General features: G+C 74.1%; 15 protein-coding genes. 7 read left to right on the top strand and 8 right to left on the bottom strand.

Translation table 11 applies throughout. From position 1 onward, the window contains the following. Positions 1 to 382: 382 nt before the first annotated feature. Positions 383 to 1783: an MFS transporter gene (locus PLJ28_RS06750; RefSeq protein WP_298045739.1), complete on the bottom strand. Its 1401-nt coding sequence runs from the start codon at positions 1781 to 1783 to the stop codon at positions 383 to 385. A gap of 48 nt (positions 1784 to 1831) precedes the next feature. On the opposite strand from PLJ28_RS06750, the gene guaA reads away from it, so the two are divergent. Then, positions 1832 to 3442 carry a glutamine-hydrolyzing GMP synthase gene (guaA, locus tag PLJ28_RS06745; RefSeq protein WP_324589995.1) on the top strand — a complete coding sequence of 537 codons (1611 nt, stop codon included), beginning with the start codon at positions 1832 to 1834 and terminating at the stop codon, positions 3440 to 3442. A 154-nt stretch (positions 3443 to 3596) separates the two neighbouring features. Then, complete coding sequence (locus tag PLJ28_RS06740) at positions 3597 to 7745, top strand: DUF4011 domain-containing protein (protein WP_324589994.1); 4149 nt, start codon at positions 3597 to 3599, stop codon at positions 7743 to 7745. Positions 7746 to 8019: 274 nt separating this feature from the next. Here PLJ28_RS06740 and PLJ28_RS06735 read toward each other — a convergent pair whose 3' ends face one another. The 3 genes from PLJ28_RS06735 to PLJ28_RS06725 all read right to left on the bottom strand — a co-directional run bounded on the left by PLJ28_RS06735 (position 8020) and on the right by PLJ28_RS06725 (position 10201). Beyond that, the gene (locus PLJ28_RS06735; protein WP_324589993.1) at positions 8020 to 8901 is read right to left on the bottom strand and encodes a hypothetical protein; all 882 of its coding nucleotides are present in this window, start codon (positions 8899 to 8901) and stop codon (positions 8020 to 8022) included. Positions 8902 to 8996: 95 nt separating this feature from the next. Beyond that, entirely contained in the window at positions 8997 to 9374 is a 378-nt protein-coding gene (locus PLJ28_RS06730) for an FmdB family zinc ribbon protein (protein ID WP_298044596.1), read from the bottom strand. A 95-nt stretch (positions 9375 to 9469) separates the two neighbouring features. Then, positions 9470 to 10201 carry a 5-formyltetrahydrofolate cyclo-ligase gene (locus tag PLJ28_RS06725; protein WP_183527308.1) on the bottom strand — a complete coding sequence of 244 codons (732 nt, stop codon included), beginning with the start codon at positions 10199 to 10201 and terminating at the stop codon, positions 9470 to 9472. Positions 10202 to 10267: 66 nt separating this feature from the next. Between PLJ28_RS06725 and PLJ28_RS06720 the strand changes: the two genes are divergently transcribed. The 3 genes from PLJ28_RS06720 to PLJ28_RS06710 all read left to right on the top strand — a co-directional run bounded on the left by PLJ28_RS06720 (position 10268) and on the right by PLJ28_RS06710 (position 13171). Continuing rightward, positions 10268 to 10897, top strand: coding sequence for a GNAT family N-acetyltransferase (locus PLJ28_RS06720; protein ID WP_324589992.1), 630 nt, complete (start codon positions 10268 to 10270; stop codon positions 10895 to 10897). A gap of 157 nt (positions 10898 to 11054) precedes the next feature. Next, on the top strand, positions 11055 to 11924 hold the full coding sequence (locus tag PLJ28_RS06715) for a hypothetical protein (protein WP_183527304.1): 870 nt from the start codon (positions 11055 to 11057) through the stop codon (positions 11922 to 11924). Between the two features lie 17 nt (positions 11925 to 11941). Then, positions 11942 to 13171 carry a phosphotransferase family protein gene (locus tag PLJ28_RS06710; RefSeq protein ID WP_324589991.1) on the top strand — a complete coding sequence of 410 codons (1230 nt, stop codon included), beginning with the start codon at positions 11942 to 11944 and terminating at the stop codon, positions 13169 to 13171. Here the strand turns inward: PLJ28_RS06710 and PLJ28_RS06705 are convergent. The 4 genes from PLJ28_RS06705 to PLJ28_RS06690 form a co-directional block, all read right to left on the bottom strand. Continuing rightward, complete coding sequence (locus PLJ28_RS06705) at positions 13150 to 13848, bottom strand: response regulator transcription factor (protein ID WP_183527300.1); 699 nt, start codon at positions 13846 to 13848, stop codon at positions 13150 to 13152. The genes PLJ28_RS06710 and PLJ28_RS06705 overlap by 22 nt on opposite strands. Next, the gene (locus PLJ28_RS06700; RefSeq protein WP_324589990.1) at positions 13845 to 15383 is read right to left on the bottom strand and encodes a sensor histidine kinase; all 1539 of its coding nucleotides are present in this window, start codon (positions 15381 to 15383) and stop codon (positions 13845 to 13847) included. Before PLJ28_RS06700 ends, PLJ28_RS06705 begins: the two co-directional genes overlap by 4 nt. A gap of 117 nt (positions 15384 to 15500) precedes the next feature. Next, positions 15501 to 16061: a hypothetical protein gene (locus PLJ28_RS06695; protein ID WP_324589989.1), complete on the bottom strand. Its 561-nt coding sequence runs from the start codon at positions 16059 to 16061 to the stop codon at positions 15501 to 15503. Between the two features lie 139 nt (positions 16062 to 16200). Next, positions 16201 to 18195 (bottom strand): tetratricopeptide repeat protein, encoded by a 1995-nt coding sequence (locus PLJ28_RS06690; protein ID WP_324589988.1) that lies wholly within the window; start codon positions 18193 to 18195, stop codon positions 16201 to 16203. A gap of 113 nt (positions 18196 to 18308) precedes the next feature. Between PLJ28_RS06690 and PLJ28_RS06685 the strand changes: the two genes are divergently transcribed. Continuing rightward, a complete protein-coding gene (locus tag PLJ28_RS06685) occupies positions 18309 to 18737 on the top strand; it encodes an NUDIX hydrolase (protein WP_298044605.1) in 429 nt (142 codons plus the stop codon). Continuing rightward, positions 18734 to 19840, top strand: coding sequence for a glycine betaine ABC transporter substrate-binding protein (locus PLJ28_RS06680; RefSeq protein ID WP_324589987.1), 1107 nt, complete (start codon positions 18734 to 18736; stop codon positions 19838 to 19840). Before PLJ28_RS06685 ends, PLJ28_RS06680 begins: the two co-directional genes overlap by 4 nt. The last annotated feature ends 62 nt before the right edge of the window (positions 19841 to 19902 follow it).

The following is a 19902-nucleotide window of genomic DNA, read 5'->3' as shown; positions in this document are numbered from 1 at the left end:
CGCGGGCGGCGCGGCCAGGGACGGCAGGGAGACGGGCGGGGCGGTGGCACCGGTGTCCGGGGACAGGACGCGGTGCAGACGAGTGTTGAGCACGTCATACTTTCTAGGATCCGGCGGGCCGTTTGTCTGCAGGGACGGCTACTCGACCACCACCCGTCCTCGGCGGACCGGGGACGCCGCGGCGGCCCCGGAGGGCCCGCGGGCCACCGTCGACCCCGGCCGTTCGGTCCCGGAGGCCGTCGCGGCACACTCGGTCACCACTCGGATCGGCCCGTCCCCGGGAGCCGGGCCTCGCCCGGCCAGGCCGCGGGGCCTCCACCGGCCGCGGGCCCTCAGGCGGCCGGTGCCGGCTGGCGGCGGGCCCTCAGGCGGCCGCGTGCCCTCAGGCGGACGGGGCGGGCTGGCGGCGGACCAGGGCGACGACGCCGGCCAGGGACGCCAGCACCACGGCACCGAGCAGCGCTGAGAGCCCGGCGTAGTCGATCCAGCCCATCACGAGCCCGGCCAGCACGGAGCCGACCGCGGCCGCCAGGGACATCGCCGCGTCCGAGAAGCCCTGGGCCGGTACCCGCTCCTGCGGGGCCAGGGCCGCCACCAGCAGGGTGGAGCCGGCCACAGTCGTCGCGGACCAGCCGAGCCCCAGGAGCACGAGCCCCGTCACCACGGCCCAGTGCTCACCGGGCAGGAAGCCGGTGAAGGCGGTGGCGGCCAGCAGGGTGGCGAGTCCGGCGGACACGATCCGCGCCGGGCCGAACCGGTCCGCCAGCACGCCCATCAGCGGGGACAGGGCGTACATCCCGGCCACGTGCAGGGAGATGGTGAAGCCGATCAGCACCACGGTGTCCGGGTGCTGGCCCAGTTCGCTGCTGGCCACTCCCGCCTGGTGCTGCAGGTGCAGGGGCGTCATGGACATCAGCCCCACCATCACCGCGTGCGCCGCGATGACCGAGACCAGCGCGGCCAGCGCGGAGGGATGGCGGCGGATGGCGTGCCAGCCGGCGGTCCAGCGGTTGCCCGGGACCGTGCGCGCCACCACCGGTACCGGCTCCACGACGGTCTCCACGCCTCCCGTCCCGGTCCCGGGCCCGACCGGACGGCGGGACGCGTCCGGGTCCGGACCCTCGGGGACGCCCTCCAGCTCGCGGCGCAGCAGCAGCGGATCCGGGCGCAGCCCCAGCAGGATGATCAGCCAGCCGACCAGCATGCCGGCACCGGAGATGAGGAACGGCCCGGCATGGGCGGGGATCCCCAGCCACCCGGACAGCACCGCGCCGGGGCCCACCATGTTCGGGCCGAGGACGGCTCCCACGGTCACCGCCCACACCACGAGGGACAGGTCGCGCCCGCGGTGCCGGGGCTCAGCCAGGTCGGTCACGGCGAACCGGGCCTGCAGGTTCACGGCCGCCCCGAAACCCACCAGGAACGCGCCGAGCAGCAGGACCGGGAACGCCCGGGCGAGCACCGCCGTGACCATGAGGGCCTGGCCGACCAGGCCCGCGGCCAGTCCCGCGCCGAGGGCCACCCGCCGGCCACGGGACAGGGCGAGCTGGGCCAGCGGGATGGACACCACCGCGGATCCGAGCGTCATCCCCGTGTTGACCAGCCCGGCGGTGGCCTCGGCCCCGGACAGGTCCACGGCGAGGATCGATCCCAGGGACAGCGTGGCCCCGTTGCCCAGGCCGGAGAACACCTGCGCGGTGCCCAGCACGGCCACGGTGTGGCGCTGGGCCTCGCGGGCCCGCGGGTTCAGGGGTACGACGTCGGTCCCCGCGTTCTCGTTCACGGCACCACGATAGATGGGGGCGGTCCCGCGCTGGACTATCCTTGACGGGTGACTTCCACCCAGGCTGACAACCCGCAGATCGCCGCCGACTTCCCGACCGTCCTCGTGGTCGACAACGGTGCCCAGTACGCCCAGCTGATCGCCCGCCGGGTCCGCGAGGCCAACGTGTACTCCGAGGTCGTCCCGCACACCCTGGCCACCGAGGAGATCCTCGCGCGCAAGCCGGCCGCCCTCATCCTCTCCGGCGGGCCCTCCTCGGTGTACGCCGAGGGCGCTCCCCGGCTCGACCCCGAGCTGCTCGAGGCCGGCGTGCCCGTGCTCGGCCTGTGCTACGGCTTCCAGGCGATCGCCCAGGCGCTGGGCGGGAAGGTCGCCCACACCGAGACCCGCGAGTACGGCTCCACCCGGCTCGAGGCCATCAGCCCCACCTCCGAGCTGCTCGAGGGCCAGGACGTGGACCAGGTGGTGTGGATGAGCCACTCCGACGCCGTGTCCGAGGCCCCTCCCGGGTTCGCCGTGACCGCGCGCACCCCCGGTGCCCCGGTGGCCGCGTTCGAGAGCCCGGAGAAGCGGATCTACGGGGTGCAGTGGCACCCGGAGGTCGGCCACACCGAGCGCGGCCAGGACGTCCTGGAGAACTTCCTGCGCCGCGGCGCCGGGCTGGAGCAGTCCTGGACCACCTCGAACGTGATCGAGGAGCAGGTCGAGCTGATCCGCGAGCAGATCGGTGACTACCGCGCCATCTGCGGCCTGTCCGGCGGCGTCGACTCCGCCGTGGCCGCCGCCCTCGTGCAGCGGGCCGTCGGGGACCAGCTCACCTGCGTCTACGTCAACCACGGCCTGATGCGCCAGGACGAGTCCGAGGAGATCGAGAAGGCCTTCGGCCGGGCCAGCGGCGGAGCCCGGCTGGTCATGGTGGACGCCGAGGACGTGTTCCTCGAGGCCCTGGCCGGCGTCACCGACCCCGAGACCAAGCGCAAGATCATCGGTGAGAAGTTCATCCGCACCTTCGAGCGGGCCCAGGCGGACATCATCGAGGAGTCCCGCCACGACCCGGACGCCAAGGACGTGCGCTTCCTGGTCCAGGGCACCCTGTACCCGGACGTCGTCGAGTCCGGCGGGGGAGAGGGCACCGCCAACATCAAGAGCCACCACAACGTGGGCGGGCTGCCGGAGGACATCGAGTTCGAGCTCGTCGAGCCGCTGCGTGCCCTGTTCAAGGACGAGGTGCGCGCGGTCGGCCACGAGCTGGGCCTGCCGGACGAGATCGTCTGGCGCCAGCCGTTCCCCGGCCCCGGCCTGGGCATCCGCATCATCGGCGAGGTGACGAAGGAACGCCTGGACCTGCTGCGCAAGGCCGACGCGATCGTGCGCGCCGAGCTGACCGCCGCCGGGCTGGACCGCCACATCTGGCAGTGCCCGGTGGTGCTGCTGGCGGACGTGCGCTCGGTGGGCGTCCAGGGCGACGGCCGCACCTACGGCCACCCCGTGGTGCTGCGGCCCGTCACCTCCGAGGACGCCATGACCGCGGACTGGGCACAGCTGCCCCACGACCTGCTCTCGCGGATCTCGAACCGGATCACCAACGAGGTGGACGGGGTCAACCGGGTGGTCCTGGACGTGACCAGCAAGCCCCCGGGAACCATCGAGTGGGAGTGAGCCGTCGAGGACGGCGGTGGGGCACACCGCCGTCCTCGACGGAATCGTCGGTGCCGTTGGGTACCGTGGAAGCAAGCATCGGTGACCCCCGGCGCCCTGCCGCCCGCCGTCGTCGTGGGCTGCGGGAGCGCGGCCGGCGGCAGGAAGGACAACTGTGACTGAGCAGGACCGAACCCAGAGCCCTGCGGCACCACGGCCGGACGCGGAGACCCCCGACGGCGGCGCCCCCGGTTCCGAGGACCGTCCCACCTTCCCGGCCTGGCTGGCCTCCCTGGGCTCGGGCACCGAGAACGACACCATGCTGCGGTTCGCCCCGTCCTCGGCGAACAGCATCGACATCACCCACTCCCATCCCTCGGGCCTGTCCCAGTTCCTGTCCGGACGCAAGACGCGGCTGTCCACCCTGCTGCGGGACCAGGAACAGTTCGTGGCCGCCCGCGGCGCGGCCCGGCAGCTGCGCGGCAAGATCCAGGAGCTGGCCGAGGACCGCGGCGTCGACGTCGGCTACCTCGCCACCGGCGTGGCGACCTGGCGGACCATCGAGGAGGGCCGCTCCACGCAGATGTCCGCTCCGGTGCTGCTGGCACGGCTGACCCTGACCCTGCGCAGCGAGCAGGACGACTACGAGGTCCAGATCACCGAACGCGCCCGGCTCAACCCGGCGCTGGCGCGGTACTTCCGGGACACCTTCGGGATCGCCCTGGACGCCGACGACTACCTGCGGGCCGCCTACGCCACCGCCAAGCTGGAGCCGATGCCGGCCCTGGAGCTGCTGCGCTCGGAGGCCCGCCGGCTGCGCGGGCTGGTCGTGGAGAACCGGCTGCTGGTCTCCACCTTCGCCGACCTCGCGGACACCGCCTCCGTGGACGTGGTGGACTCCACCCACCCCGTGGTCGCGGCGCTGTACGACGCCGGGTCCGGCATGGTGCCGCGCCGCGGCGAGCTCACGGACACGGGGCTGGCGCCGCTGGACGAGCGTGACCCGCGGGACGAGACGCTGGTGCTGGACGCCGATCCCTCGCAGCAGGAGGCCCTGGACCACATCGCCGCCGGCCACGACCTCGTGGTCGTCACCCCTCCCGGGACCGGGCAGACGCAGACCGCGGCCAACGCCGTGGCGCAACTGGCCGCGGCGGGCAAGCGGGTGCTCGTGGTGGCCGAGCGGACCGCCACCCTGGACGACTTCCGCCGCCGGCTCGGCTCGGTGGAGCTGGACAGCCTGGCCCTGGACCTGCCGGCCGGGGCCACCCCCGAGTCCCTGCGCCGCCAGCTGATCCGCGCCCTGCTGCGGGTGGAGCGCGCCCAGGAGCCCGCCACCACCCGGTTGAACGCCACCCTCGTGGAGCGCCGGCACCAACTGCGCGACCACCTGCGCAGCCTGCACAACACGCGGGACCGCTGGGGCTGCTCGCCGTTCCAGGCCATGCAGTCGCTGGCGGCCCTGACCGCGCTGGATCCGGCGCCGTCCACCACGGTGCGGCTCAAGCGCTCGGTGCTGGACGCGACCGTCAACCGCGAGGAGACCGCGGCCAAGCTCATCCGCGCCGGGGAGCTCGGGGCGTTCTCCCGCGCCTCCACGGAGAGCCCCTGGTACGGGGCACGGTTGCGCAACGTCCAGGAGACCGAGGAGGCGTACGGCCTGGCCGAGGACCTCGCCGCCGCCCTGCCGGTGCTGCGGGAGCAGCTCGAGAACGCGACCGAGCAGGCCCAGCTGCGTCCCGGGTCCACGTTCGCGGAGTGGGTGCGTCAGATCCAGGTGATGTCGGCCGTGCGCACCTCCCTGGACCAGTTCACCCCGGACATCTTCGACCGTCCCGTCACGGACCTGATCTCGGCCACCGCCTCGGGCCAGTGGCGCAAGCAGCACGGCGTGGAGATGTCCTCCATGACCCGTTCCCGCCTGCGCCGCGTGGCCAAGGAGTACATCCGTCCGGGCATGCACGTGGCGGACCTGCACGAGTCCCTCGTCCAGGTGCAGGCCCAGCGCGCGGAGTGGGCCCAGTGGGCCGTCTCCAAGCGCCACCCCTCGGTCCCGTCCGGGCTCGAGGCGCTGTCGGCCAAGGGCCAGGAGGTGGCCGGGGAACTCGGGCGCCTGCAACGCATGCTCGCGGAGCCGCGCCGGGACGCGGACCGGCTCGACCGGTTGCACGTGGACGAGCTCAGCACCGTGCTGGACCGGTTGGTGGCGGACCAGGAGACCCTCAAGACCCTGCCCGAGCGCACCCTGGTCGGCGACCAGCTGCGCGAGCACGGACTGCAGGAGCTCACGGCGGACCTGCAACAGCGCGAGGTCCCCGTGGGGCAACTGCGATCCGAGCTGGAGCTGGCCTGGTGGCAGTCCGCCCTGGAGGCGATGATCTCCGGGGACGACTACCTCGCCATGACGGACGCCGCCTCCCTGCGCCGCATCGAGTCCGAGTACCGGCTGGCGGACGCCACCCACCTGGAGACCGGCAGCCAGCGGCTGAACTGGACGCTGTCCCAGCAGTGGAAGAAGGCCAGTTCCTACCATCGCGCCTCGGCCCGGGTGCTGCGTGGCCTGCTCAAGGACGGCAACCCCGACCCGGAGACCCTGGCCGCCCTGGAGCCCGGACTGCTGCAGTCCCTCGTGCCCGTCTGGACGACCTCGCCACTGGCGCTGGCCGAGTTCCCCGCGGACCTGGGCTTCGACACCGTCCTGCTGCTCGACGCCGAGTCGCTGGCCCTGAGCACCGCCCTGGGCGCGATCAGCCGCGGGCGTCAGGTGGTCGCGTTCGGGGACGGGACCTCCGGGTCGCCCAAGCCGTTCAACGTCTCGGTGGACCCGACGGCCACGGTGCACTCTCCCCGCGAGGTCGACTCCGCCTTCTCCGCCCTGATCCGGGTGCTGCCCAGCGTGCAACTGCGGATCATGCACCGGGGCCTGGAGCGCCGGCTCACCCGGCTGATCGGGGACCAGCTGTACGACGGCCAGCTGGACATGCTGCCCGGTGCGGCCGAACTGACCGGTTCGGACCACCCCGTGCGGGTGGAGTTCCTGCCCGGGGGCACGGGCATGCCCGGCGCCGGGGACGAGGGCGTGGAGTCCACCGTGGCCGAGGTGAACCGGACCATGGACCTGGTCTTCGAGCACATCCGCAAGCGGCCGGACTCGTCCCTGGCCGTGGTCACCGCCAGCCCCCTGCATGCCCGGCGGGTCGCCGAGGCCATCCGGCTCAACCTGCCGAACAACCCCTGGGCTGCACCGTTCTTCACCCGCGCCGAGGAGCCCTTCGTGGTGGCGCCGATGGCCCGGGCCCACGGCGTGGTCAGGGACCACATCGTCTTCACGCTGGGATACGGCCGGACCCCGCACGGCCGCGTGGTGCATCACTTCGGCCCGTTCTCCGAGGCCGGGGGACGGGAACTGTACGCGACGGCGATGACCCGCGCCCGGGAGCACCTGCACGTGCTCACCTGCGTCCACCCCGACGACCTGGACCCGACACGCCTGGGCAACGGCGCCGCCGACTTCTACGGGCTGCTCGCCACCTACCTGAAGGACGGCGGCCACGTCTCGCACCCGCGGCCGGATGACCCGCTGGTGGCCGACCTCGCGGACCGCCTGCAGCATCGGCACGGGACCGTGGTGCCGCAGTTCGGCGGCAGCATCGACCTGGCCGTGTGGAACCCGTTGGGCACTCCGTCCTGGGACGGCCAGGCCGCGGCCGAGCGGACCGCCCCGGTGGCGCTGATCTCCGACGGCTCGGAGTCCTACCGCCGGATGAGCGTGCGGGAGCGGTCCCGTCAGCGGCCCCAGCAACTCGAGCGCAGCGGCTGGCAGTACTACCCGCTGTGGACCATCGACGTGTTCGCCGACCCCGCCGGGTGCGCCGAGGCGGTGGCGTCCATCCTGGGCCTGCCGGCGGCCGGAGACGGTCCCGGTGACGTCCTCTCAGAGGACGGCCTCCATCCGCGCGCGGTGGCGCGGGCGATCCCCGCCGCAGTGCCCGAGGACGCGCCGGTGAGCGCGTCGACGGGCGCACCGGACGGCCCGGAGGCGGACTCCCCGACGTCGGCGGACAGGGCGGGCACGGGCGCCACCGCCGGGACCGAGGCCGGGACCGACACCGAGGCCGAGACCGACACCGAGGCCCCGGACACCGATGCCGACGGCGTGGACGCAGGGGATTCCGCCCCCGAGCTGGACAACGTCGTGCACCTCACCGTCGTCTCCGGGGGTTCCGAAGACGATCACGCGGCCGGGGACCCTGCCCCTGAGGGTGTCTCGGGCGCAGGTTCCTCGGTCTTCGATCCGGCCGGCCACGACGTTGACTCCCGCTGACCCCTCGCCCGCCGGCGCCGCGGGCTCCACGCCCCGGCGCCGCGGGGGCCGGGCCGGACATCGTCGGGCCGACGCCCCGGGCACCGGGCCGGCCAGCGCCGACGGGCCCGAGCCGCAGCTGGACGGTCTCCCGCTCGGGGACCGGTCGTCGCCGGGCCGGTCCGCCGGGCAGGGATCCACGCCGACGTCCACACCGGCTCCGCGTCTGTCCGAGCGCGACCGCTGGATCCTGGAGCAGAAGCCTCCCCACTGGGGCTAGGACCCCAGGGCGGGGTCAGGGTCCCGGGTCCTGGACGGCGCTCTCGCCGGACAGCAGGACCGTCAGCTCCCGGGACAGGGCCGCTGCCGCCAGCGCCGCGCTCGCGCCGTCCGGGACGGCCAGCACCAGCACGGGGCCGGAGCCGGAGCCGGAGGACCGGTCCTGCAACACCTCGAGGCGCTGGGCCAGGACACTGCCGTCCATGCCGATGACGTCCACGGGATCACCCGTGCTCACGAGCGACAGGGCGGCCGGGTCGGCGATGCGGACGGCCACGGGCCGGTGGCCGGCGGGCGCCGCGGGCACCGGCGGGGCCGCGGCGACATCGCCCGGGACCGCCTCGGCGACGGCAGCCGTCTCCGCGGCCCCGGCCACGTCCGAGGGCACCATGGCGCCTCCGGCCCCGGGCGGGAGGACCGGCACCAGTGGGTCGGCCTGCGCCCCCGAGCCCGCCATCCCGGAGTCCTCCGCCGCGACCGGGTCCTCCGCTGCCGGGCCCACAGCGGAGACCGAGGCGGGATCCACGCCGGGACCGGTGGCCACGAACAGCGCTCCGGCCACGGCCAAGGGAAGGGCGGCCACCGCCAGGCGCAGGCGCGTCCGGCGCCGTCCCGATGCTCGGCCGGCACCGCCGTCCGTGCCGCCGTCCGTGCCGCCTGCACCCGGCGGGTCACCGTCGTCGGGCTGGGTGGACGAGCCGGCCAGGTGGGCCGGTGGGGGAGCGGCGAGGCGCCGGCGGATCAGCGCCCGCTCACGGCGCAGGGCGGATCGCTCTCGGCGCCGCAGGGAGCCGGACCGGTCCGGGGAGGGTCGTCCGCGGGAGACGGTGGCGGGGCCGCGCGAGGCAGGGCGTCGGCGCGGTGACGGTTCGGGTGTGCACGGGACTCCGGTGGCCATGCCGCGAGCACATCAGGTCGCGGCGGGCCTCCGCCGGGGGGTGCCGTGGGGGCGGGGACGGCGCGCCGGGCGCCGGTCGGCGGTGGAGTACCGGCTCAGACGGAGGCGGGCGCCGGCGTCTTGGCCGGCGTGGAACCGGAGGACGCCGGGGCGGGGGAGCCGGACGTCTTCTCGGCCGGGGCCGGGCTGCTCGAGTCCGTGGAACCGGTGGAGGACGCCGAGGAGCCCTCGGAGCTGCCGGAGCCGTTCGAGGACGCCGCCGTGGAGGCACCGCTGCCCTTGGAGCCGGATCCGTCCGAGCGGGAGTCGGTGCGGTAGAAGCCGGACCCCTTGAACACGACGCCCACGGAGTTGAACTTCTTGCGCAGCGTGCCCTCACACTCGGGGCAGACCGTGAGCGAATCGTCGCTGAACGACTGGACGATGTCGAACGCGTGACCGCAGTCCTTGCAGGCGTAGGCGTAGGTGGGCACCGGGGACACTCCTTCCGGCCAGCCGTGGGCCGGGCAGGGACAGACCGTTCCGTCCGCCGGGCGGGCTTGGCACTCGCACGTTTCGAGTGCCAATGCTACACCCCCGGGGACGTCTCCTCGTCGCCGAACCACGTGAGGCCGTCGGCGGTGACCGCCCCGTCCACCGGCACGTCGAACTCCCCGGCGGGGATGAACCCGCGGCTCATGAGCTCGTGCCGGAACACGGACGCGAGGGTGACCGGGCCGTTCTCACCGTTCGTGCCGTCCTGGCGCTGCCGGCGCACCCCGGCCAGGAATCGGTCGTAGTACCCGCCACCCTGTCCCATCCGGATGCCGCGCAGGTCCACCACCTGGGCGGGCACCAGGACGAGGTCCACGGTGCGCATCGTCTCGAGCCCGTACCGTTCGCCGACCGGCTCGTCGATGGGGGCCACGGGGCTGCGGGCCAGTTCCACACCCGGGAACCAGCGCGCCCAGGACAGCTGGCGCTCCGGCTCGGTGATGGGCACCAGCACCTCGACCCCGGCCTCGTGCAACGCCTGGCGCAGCGGGCCGGTGTCCGGCTCGGTCCCGTAGGACATCACGACGGCGGCGCGCCGGTGGCGTGCGCGCGGCAGGTACCAGTCGAGCACGTGGCGGGTGAGGGCGCGCGACTGCTCGGCCCTCTCGTCCTCGCCCAGCTCGCGGCGCCGCGCCCGCCACAGCGTGCGGACGTCCTGCTTGCGCCACTGCAGCGTTTCCTCGGGCGTGGATCCGCGGTCGCCGGTCAGCTTGGCGGAGTACTGGGCCTCGGGCTGGTTCTGGGGTGCGGTTTCGTTGGGGGACACGTCTCCCATTGTGCCTCGCCGGGACACCTCGGGGTCCTGGCTCCGACCGGGCCATAGGATCGAGCCATGGCTCCTGCGCAGAACCACTCGTGGCCCGTGACCCTGGAGCACGGGGACCTGGTGCTGCGCCCCTTCCGGCGCTGGGACCAGGAGGAGTGGATGGCACTGAGGTCCCGGAACCGTGCCTGGCTGCAGCCGTGGGACGCGACGAACCCGGTGCCGGAGACGGGGCTGAGGAGCTTCTTCGAGATGGTCCGGGTCCTCAACCGCAGCGGCCGGGACGGCACGGGACTGCCGTGGCTGATCTGCCTGCGCACCACGGTCGCCGGGGACCCGGTCATCGCCGGCCAGTTGAGCGTGTCCTCGATCGTGCGCGGTTCGGCCCAGTCCGCCTCGATCGGCTACTGGATCGACCAGGCGTGGGCCGGTCGGGGGATCGTCCCCACCGCCGTGGCGCTGGCCGTGGACCACTGCTTCGCGTCCCTGGGCCTGCACCGGATCGAGATCAACATCCGTCCCGAGAACGCGGCCAGCCGCAGGGTGGTGGAGAAGCTCGGCTTCCGGCACGAGGGACTGCGCAAGGACTTCCTCCACATCGACGGCGCGTGGCGCGACCACGACTCCTACGCGCTGACCGCCCCCGAGGTCCCCGGGGGACTGCTCTCCCGCCTCGAGCACGAGCGGCCCGCCGGCTGAGGGCGCCCGGCGGGCCGCCCGCACGAGTCCCCGACACCGGCGCACCCAACGGGGAGGCCCGGCGCGCCCGGGCGCGGGGTACGGAGAACGCGCAGGTCCCCGCAACACACCGTGTTGAATCACACGTCGGTAGTTCCGTGCCGGTAGCCTTGGCGGAGTGGACGCAGGCACGGGTATTCTCGAGGAGTCGCTCAGCCTCGCCTTGGGCTACCTTCCGGACATCCGCCTGCACGCCTCACTGGTGCTGTGCGCACTGGTGGTGGCGTGGGTGATCGCCATCCACCGGAGGGCAACCCGCCAGCCCCCGTCCAGAAGCCACCGGAGGAAGTCCATGTCGCGCAACTCCCAGTCCACGCCCGGGGTCGCAGGCCGTTCCCGCGTGTCGTCCGGGTCCGGGTTCCGGATCAGGTGGGACCGCACGATCATCGCCCTCGTGGCAGTGCTGGCCCTCGTGACCGCGGTGGTGACCGGCCTGGCCGCCGCCCTCGGTGCGGGAACCGGTGCGGCCGCCGTCATCTCCGCCCTGCTGGCCGTGGCCGGCGTCGCCTCGTTGCGGGCGCTGGCGCTGCGGGACCGCAAGCGGCGGCGTGACGAGCGGATCGAGCAGGCGTTCACCGAGGCGATGAGTCCGGCTCAGCCGACCGCCGGGCCCACCGGTCACGGTTCCGCCACCGTCTTCGACGCCGCCTCCGGCACGCCCACGGACCAGCGGGACGATGCCGACGTCGTGGCGCCGCCGGCGGCTGACCCGCGCCCGGACGCCGAACCGGCCCCGGTTCCCGACCCGACCCCGGGGACCCGGGCTGACGACGCCCCGCGGCCGTCCGTCCCGCGCCCGACCTACCTGGACGCGGCCGAGGCGCACCGTCCGCTGCCGGAACCCCTGGCCCGCCCGGAGGTCCCGGCCCACCAGCCGGGCACCAAGCTCAAGGCCGGAGTGTCCGATGAGTACCTGGCCAAGGTCCAGGCCACGGCCAACCGTCCCCTGGACCTGGACAAGGTCCTGGAACGCCGCCGGGCCGTCTGACGACGGGGGACGGGCCGATGCTCCGGCCGGCGCCCGGAGAGCACGCGGAGAACCGGCAGGTCGCGTACCTGTCCTCCCCGGACGTGCGCTCGAGCATCGAGCGCGTCCTGGAGGTCCAGGGCCTGAGGCCGCTGCACGACGCCGAACTGGTGGACCTCCAGCACCGCCCCGGCGCCGGCGCCACCGGCGTCTTCCGGGTCCGGACGGCACCCGGCCCCGGTGAGTCCACGCCACCCGAGCTGTACGTCGCCCTGACCGCGGAATCGGTCCCCGAGGACGCCGTGATCGATGCCGGCCGCGCCGCGGACACCGACTGGTCCGCGTGGTTCCACCCCCACGACCCACGGCTGCACGGACTGGCGCTGGCCTCGGACCCCGAGTCCGTGGCATCGGTCTGGGGCGCCGGGGATCCCCTGACGGACCTGCAGACCGTCAGCTACCGACCGCTGCGGCGGGCGGTCCTGCGGGCCGTGTTCGGCAGCCGGACCGTGTTCCTGAAGGTGATGCGCGGCGGACAGGCCACGGGACTGCACCACCGGCACGTGCTGCTGGCGGCGGCCGGCGTTCCGGTCCCGCCCGTGCTGGGCCCACCGGTGGCCGACGTCCTGGCCCTGGGGCAGGGCGCGGGCACGGTCCTGGCGGGACAGATCATGGCGGACGGCGCCCGGCGGATCGATCCGGCCGAGGTCACCCAGCTGCTGGACCGCATGCCCGCCGAGCTGCTGTCCCTGCCGCAGCGGGAGGCGTGGGCGGACCGCACTCCCTCCTACGGCCATGCCGCGGCCACGGCGCTGCCTGACCAGGCCCGTCGTATCCGGTCCCTGGTGGACCACCTGCAACGGCAACTGGACTGCTCGGACCGCGGCCCCGTGGTGCCCGCCCACGGTGACCTCTACGAGGCGAACCTGCTGGTGGCGGAGGGGCGGATCAGCTGCGTGCTGGACATCGACGGCGCCGGTCCCGGGCACCGGGTGGACGACCTGGCCTGCTTCCTGGGGCACCTGGCGGTGCTGCCGACGGTCGACGAGCGGTACGTCTTCACCGACTCGGCGCTGCGCCGGTTCCACTCGCACTTCGTGACGACCGTGGACCCCGTCGCCCTGGCGTGCCGGTCGGCGTCGGTGGCGCTGTCCCTGGTGGCCGGTGCCCGGGACTCCGGCCGCCGGGACTGGCAGTCGGCGGCCCGGAAGCGGCTGGACATCGCGGAGTCGCTGCTCGGGCTGCCTCAGTCGGCCTCGGGCTGGTAGTCCTTCTCATCCACCAGCCGGTAGCCCACGCCCCGGACGGTGACGAAGCGGGAGGCGCCGAGCTTGTTGCGCAGGTAGCGCACGTACACGTCCACCACGTTGGAACCGGGGTCGAAGTCGTAGCCCCAGACCCGGGACAGCAGCTGTTCCCGGCTCAGGGCCTGGCCCGGGTGGCGCATGAACGTCTCGGCCAGGGAGAACTCCCGGGCGGAGAGGTCCACCTCCACCCCGCCGATCGCGGCCACGTGCCGCAGGGGGTCGAGCTCCAGGTCCGCATGGCGCAGCACCGGGTCCTCGGGGGCCTGGCCGTTGCCGTTGTCACCGCGCAGCCGCAGCCGGACCCGGGCCACCAGCTCGGCGAAACGGAACGGCTTGGGCACGTAGTCGTCGGCGCCCGAGGTCAGCCCGGTGACGGTGTCCTCGCCGGAGGTGCGGGCGGTGAGGATGATCACCGGCAGGCTCGCGTCCTGCGCCCTGATCCTCTTGAGCACCTCGAACCCGTCCATGTCCGGCAGCCCCAGGTCCAGGATGACCAGCTCGAAACCACCGGTCAGGGCCAGCACGAGGCCCTCGCGACCGGTGGCGGCGACGGTGGTCGCCAGGCCCTCCGCCTTCAGGCCCTTGGCCACGAACGAACTGATCCGCGGCTCGTCTTCGATCATCAGAATCTGGCTCACGCCACACCGTCCTTGGAGGGGGGTTGCTGGTCCCCGGGGGCCCCGGCCCCCGGGATGGACGTCTCGAGGGCCCGGCCGGTCCGGCACGCCGTCGTGTCATCCGTCTCCGACGGTACCGCCGGGGACGATCCGTCGGCCGGAGGGTCCTCCTCGGTCAGGGGCAGGTCCATGAAGAAGGTCGACCCGATGCCGGGCGCGGACTGGACGTCCACCGTGCCCCCGTGGGCGCTCACGATCGCGGTGACGATGTTCAGGCCCAGCCCCGAGCCCTCGGCGCGGGTGCTGTTGGCACCACGGCCGAAGCGCTTGAAGATGCGCTCTCGGTCCTCGGACCGGATGCCGATGCCCTGGTCCCGGACCCACAGCCGCAGATGGCCGTTGAGCACCTGGGAGCCGAGGGAGACCTTGGACGCGTCCTCGGAGTACTTCACGGCGTTGGAGGCCAGCTGCAGCCAGGCCTGGGTGATGCGCCGGCCGTCGAGGGGGACCGTCATGTCCGCCGCGTGGTCCAGCGTCCAGACCCGATCGCCCAGCTGCGTGGCCTTGCCCAGGACGTCGCGCGTCAGGGCACCCACCTCCATCGGATCGGGTTCGACGAAGTCCGGCCGGCCCGACGTGGCCAGGGTCACCAGGTCCTCCACCAGCAGGCGCATGCGGTCCAGCTCGTCGAGGGCGATCTCCCGCACCTCGCGCACGTCGGCCGGGTCCTCGGCGTCCTGCAGTTCCAGGTGGCCCTGGACGATGGTGATCGGGGTCCGCAACTCGTGGCCGACGTCGTCCAGCAGCTGCCGCTGCGATGAGAACGACTCCTGGAGCCGGTCCAGCATCTCGTTGAACGTGGTGGCCAGCTCGGCGACGTCATCCTGGCCGGAGACGGGGACGCGGCCGTTGAGGTCCGTCCCGGAGATCTCCGCGGCGGTGGACTGCAGGGTGCGCAACGGCCGCAGCAGCCGTCCCACCAGCACCCAGCCGGCCAGGCCGACCACACCCATCACGCCCAGGCCGACCCCGCCGTAGGACAGGAACGAGGAGTTGAGCCCCGCCAACTGGGCGGAGTAGTCGAAGGCCAGCAGCAGCATCGACGGGGCGGTGTCGTTGTCGAAGCGGATGGGGACCGCGATCGCCCGGTAGGTGGTCTGGGCCGTGGAGACCGTCTCGAGCCGGACCGAGTCGCCCCCGAAGTGGCCCTGGGCCCACGAGATCAGCTCGGGGTCGTCCTCCAGGCGCACCTCGACGGCATCCGAGGCGGTCCAGCTGATCCGCCCGTCCCGCAGGCCCAGCATGCCCTCGTCGTCGGCGGGCAGGGTGCGCTGCATGGCGGTGAAGACCAGCTGGTCCGAGGCGGAGAAGGGCTCACCGGTCTCGGGATCGATGCCCTCCTGTGCGAGGATGCGGAACTCCTGGACCGAACGCTTCAACGAGTCGTCGATCTGCCCGTTCATGACGGCGCGCTGCAGCAGGTAGGCCGTGGCACCGGACAGCAGCAGCGCCAGGGCGGTCAGCAGGACCAGCAGTCCGACCACGCGGGTGCGCACGGGCAGTGCGCTCCAGCGGCGGACCGGGCGCGCACGGCTCAGCAGGCCGCCGGTCCGGGAGGCATCCCGGCCAGGCGGGTGGGCGCGCGGGATCATGCGTGCCCGCCGGGGGACGCATCAGTCATCGTCGTCATCCCCGTCGTCGTCACCTTCATCCCCGTCGTCATCGTCATCGTCCCGGTCGTCATCATCGTCATCGGCGGGCGACTGCGGTGCCGGGGCGGGGACGGGCTGCGGGGCCGCCGGCGGGGCCTGGCGGGTGCGGGGCTGTGCGGCCTGGCTGTCGGAGCCGGTGTCCCCGGAGGACGCCGAGCCACCGGAGGAACCCGCACGGGCCGGGGCAGACGTCTCCGGGGCGGGACGGGCGGAGATCCTCGCCCGGGAGACGGCCGGGCCGGATCCGTCCGTGCGGCCCGTGACGCCCGATGACCCGGCCGAGGGCGTCCCGTCCTGGGGGGAGGACGGCGCGGTCGAGGCGTCACCGGGGGAACCGGTCCCGGCCGCGGAGGGCGCGTTGTGCCGCTGCGCCGTCGGGGCATCCGTCACGGCGATCAGCGGGGCCAGTTCCACGGAGCTGGGCCGGGCCGCGAGGACCGCGACGCCCAGAGCCGCCACGACCGCCGCCACCATCAGGACGACGGCGGCTTTCAATCCTCTGCCCGCGTTCTTCATGGCCATGATCCTTCCGCATCCGGATGAGCCGAAGATGAGAGACCGGCCCCGGTCGACGAGGAGAGGACGACCGTCCGGCGGACGGGGGCCGACGCGGCGGGGGCCGACGCGGCGGGGGCGGACCGGCGGTGGCGGACCGGCAGGGTCACCCGGTCGGGGGATCGCCGTCCTGGTCCGCGTCCGGATCCGGGTCCTGCCCGGGATCGGGAGCCCGGGCCTCGTCCACGGCCTGCTCGGCATCCAGCTCCAGGGCCAGGTCCAGGGCCTGGTCGAGGGTCTGATCGAGGGCCTGGTCGAAGGTCTGGTCCAGGTCCGCCTCCGGATGCGCGTCCCCACCCTGCTCCGCCTGCGGGTCCGGGTCCTGCTCCGAGGAGGCGGCGTCCGCACGGAGGCGGGCCAGGGCGGCGCCCTCCTCATCACCGGCCAGGTCCAGGGACTGCGCCAGCCCCAGCCAGGCCGCCATCCGCAGGTACCGGGCCGTGTCCTGCTGCTCCGTGATCATCCGGAACAGGGAGGCCGCCTCCTCGGCCCGCTCCTGCTCCAGGAGCACGTAGGCGGCGAACAGCTCGGCGTTGGAGGCCGCGGTGGTGTCCTGGGAGGCGGCGAACAGGTCCGCCGCCGTCAGTGCCGAGGACACCGCGGCCGGGCCCTGGCGCAGGGCCCACAGCCCGCGGGCACGGGTGTCCGTGAAGTCTGCCTCGTGCCACGCCGCGGAGGAGTCCTGGGCCAGGGCGATCGCCTCGTCCAGCAGGGCCACCCCCCGCTCCTGGCCCAGCTCGCACAGCACGTGGCCGAGGGCGTGCAGGGCCTGGGGCAGCACGGCCGGGTCGTCCTCGTCCTCGACCCGGCGGGCCAGCTCGACGGCCCGGGAGAACCGTTCTGCCGCGTCCTCGGCACGTTCCTGCCGGTTCAGCAGGGCGCCGGCCGCCAGGCACATCCGGGCGGCCTCGGCCAGGGACCCGGCCTCCTGGAACAGGCCCGACGCGCGGTCCCAGTGCTCCAGCGCCTCGTCCGGACGCCCCTGGTGACGGGCGGCGTGGCCCAGGTCCACGAGTGCCCGGGCCAGCCCGGGCAGCCGACGGGCGGCCTCCTCGCGGCGCACCAGTCCCGCCAGCACGCGCTCGGCGAGCGCGTGCTCCTCGGCCTCGAGCAGCTGGTGCCCCAGGGCCAGGGTGAGGTCCGAGGCCTCCGGCACCTCGCCCTGCTCGGCCTGGGCGACCGCGACCTTCCAGGCGAGGATGGAGGACTGCTGGTCGCCGGCGTCGTGCGCCAGGCCCGCCAGCAGCGCAGCCGCCGACGCCGCGCCCTTCCGGACCCCGGCGGCGGCGTGCAGCTCCACGGCGCGCAGCGCGTCGGCCGCTGCCTGGGCCGCGTCACCGAGCTCGTGGGCGACCACCGCCTTGAGCATCCACATGGCCGCGCGGACCGCGCGGTTGGCCTTGCCGGCCAGCACCTCGTCCGCGACCTCCGCCGCGCTCTCGGGCTCATGGGACATCAGGTGGACGTGGGCCAGGAACATCCGGGTCGAGGACAGGGACTCCGGGGCCACGGCGATCCCGGCGCCCACCCGGGCGTCCAGGATGTCCAGGCACTCCTCGAGCAGGTCCACCGCCGGATCCAGGCGGCCGTCCTCCACGTTGCGCACCGCCAGCGCCACCAGCACGTCCGGCAGGACGGTGTCCACGGAGCGCGCGGACCGGGCGCGCTCGGCCTCCAGCAGGCCCTCCAGCACGGTGGCCTCGAACGACTCCGGTTCGCGCAGCAGCATGGTGCCCAGCTCGGACTCCATCCGGGCCTGGTGGGGATACCCGGCCTCCACCAGCAGCTGGGAGCGCTCCGCGATGTACCGGGTGGCCGCGGCATGGTCGCCCTGCATCTCCGCCACCGAGGCCAGTGCGCGCAGCAGTCCGGCCCGGTTGAACGGGTCCTGGCCGCCGCGGGCCTGCAGACCGGCGCGGGCCGCGCGCCCGGCCAGGGCCAGGTCCTCCGCGTAGGCGGCCTCGTAGGAGGCGTCCAGCCAGCCGCGGGCCGTCTCCGGGTCGTCCTGGGAGTTGGTCAGCGAGCGCCGGGCCAGCACGGCGCCCAGCCGCGGCGCCAGGTCCTCGGGCAGGCCCGGGGTGGGCGTGTCCTCCTCGCTCACGACCGGCCCTCCCTTCTCTCGAATCCAGTGGTATGCGTGCACAGCCCACCCAGTATTCCAGAGACGCGGGGGAGGGGCGGGGTCGGCGCCCGCGGCCTCCTAGACTGGAGTCCATGGATTTCGACACCAGGGCGGGTGCCTACGGAGTGATCGTCCAGGACGGAGCCCTGTTGCTGAGCCTGTGGCAGGGGCCGCGTGAGGCGATCTGGACGCTGCCCGGCGGCAGGATCGAGCTGGGGGAGCAGCCCGAACAGGCCTGCCTGCGCGAGATCGAGGAGGAGACCGGGTACACGGCCCGCCTCGACGGCCTGCTCGGTGTCATCAGCCGCACCATCGACCCGGAGCACCGGACCCATGCCACGCGGCGCTCCCTGCTGGCGGTCCAGGTGCTGTACCGGGCCGAGATCGTCTCCGGCCGGCTGCGCGCCGAGGTCGGGGGGTCATCCATCGACGCCGCGTGGCTTCCGCTGGACGAGCTGCACCGGTACCGGACCTCCCCGCACGTGCACCATGCCCTCGACCTGGCCGGGGTGCGCCGATGAGGCGCGCCGCGCCGGGCTGGGCCGCCGCGAGTCTCGCCCTCACCGTGACCCTGGCCGGGTGCACTCCCGCGGACTCCGGCCCGGGCGCCACCGCCTCCTCGACGGCGGGACCGGTGACGGTGGTCGGGGGAACCCGGCCCGAGGAGCAGCTCCTGGCCCGCGTCGCGGTCCGGCACCTGCAGAACCACGGTGTCAACGCCGTCATGGGCGAGCCCTCGACCGTCCCCTGGGGTGCCGCCGGAGACCAGCAGGTGGCGATCGTCGACTCGCTCGCCATGGCCTCCGAGGTCGCCCCCGCGGCCCTGGCCGGCCCGGTCCCGACGCCGTCCCCGTCACCGACGGCGTCGGCCGCGCCCACCGCGGGCGCCTCCCCGGCGACCGGTGGGCCGTCCCCGGGCACCGGGTCACCCACCCGCACGGCGAGCCCCACGGACCCGGCCCCGGCCTCCCCGACCGGTCACCCGACCGCCACCGGCACCGCCACGCCGCTGCCGGACGGCGACCCGGCCGCCGACGCCGCGGGCACCACGGCCATCGTGGTGGACCACCTGCCCGAGGGCACCGAGGTCATCGGGGAGTCCGCCGGGACGTTGCGGCTGCAGGCCGTGACCACGACGGCCACGGCCGGCCTGTACTCGATGGAGGAGCTGGGCGACCTCAACGGCCTGTGCGACCGGATGGTCTTCACCCCCGAGGCCGCCGGGGCCCTCGAGACCCGTCGGCTCGAGGTCCTGGCCGGCTGCGAACCGGACGAGTGGATCGCGCCGGGCGAGGACGGACCGGCCGCCGACCTGGTGACGGGACGGGCCGACGTCGCCATGCTCTACGGCACCGATCCAGCGATCGCCGACCACGCCCTGGTGCCCCTGGGCGACCCCGAGCGGATCCTGCCCGAGGGCCGGGTCCTGCTCGTGGCCGATCCTCAGGACGTGCCCGGCACCGCGACCGGAGCGCTGGGCGAGCTCGCCGGACAGCTGAGCGGGGAGCACCTGGCCGAGCTGCAACGGCTCTCCGCCGGCCCGGACGCCCTGCCGCCCGAGGAGGCCGCCCAGTACTGGTTGGTGTCGGCCGGCCTGGAGCAGGCACCGGAGCGCTGGTTCTAGGGGCCGGATTCCCGTCTTCCCGGTGGGTGATACGCGCCAAGTCGCGCCCTGCGGTGGGAGGA

The organism is Citricoccus sp., assembly GCF_035445025.1.
Lineage (GTDB): Bacteria > Actinomycetota > Actinomycetes > Actinomycetales > Micrococcaceae > Citricoccus.
Note: the sequence above shows the minus strand (reverse complement) of the source record. Positions and strands in the feature narration are given on the sequence as shown.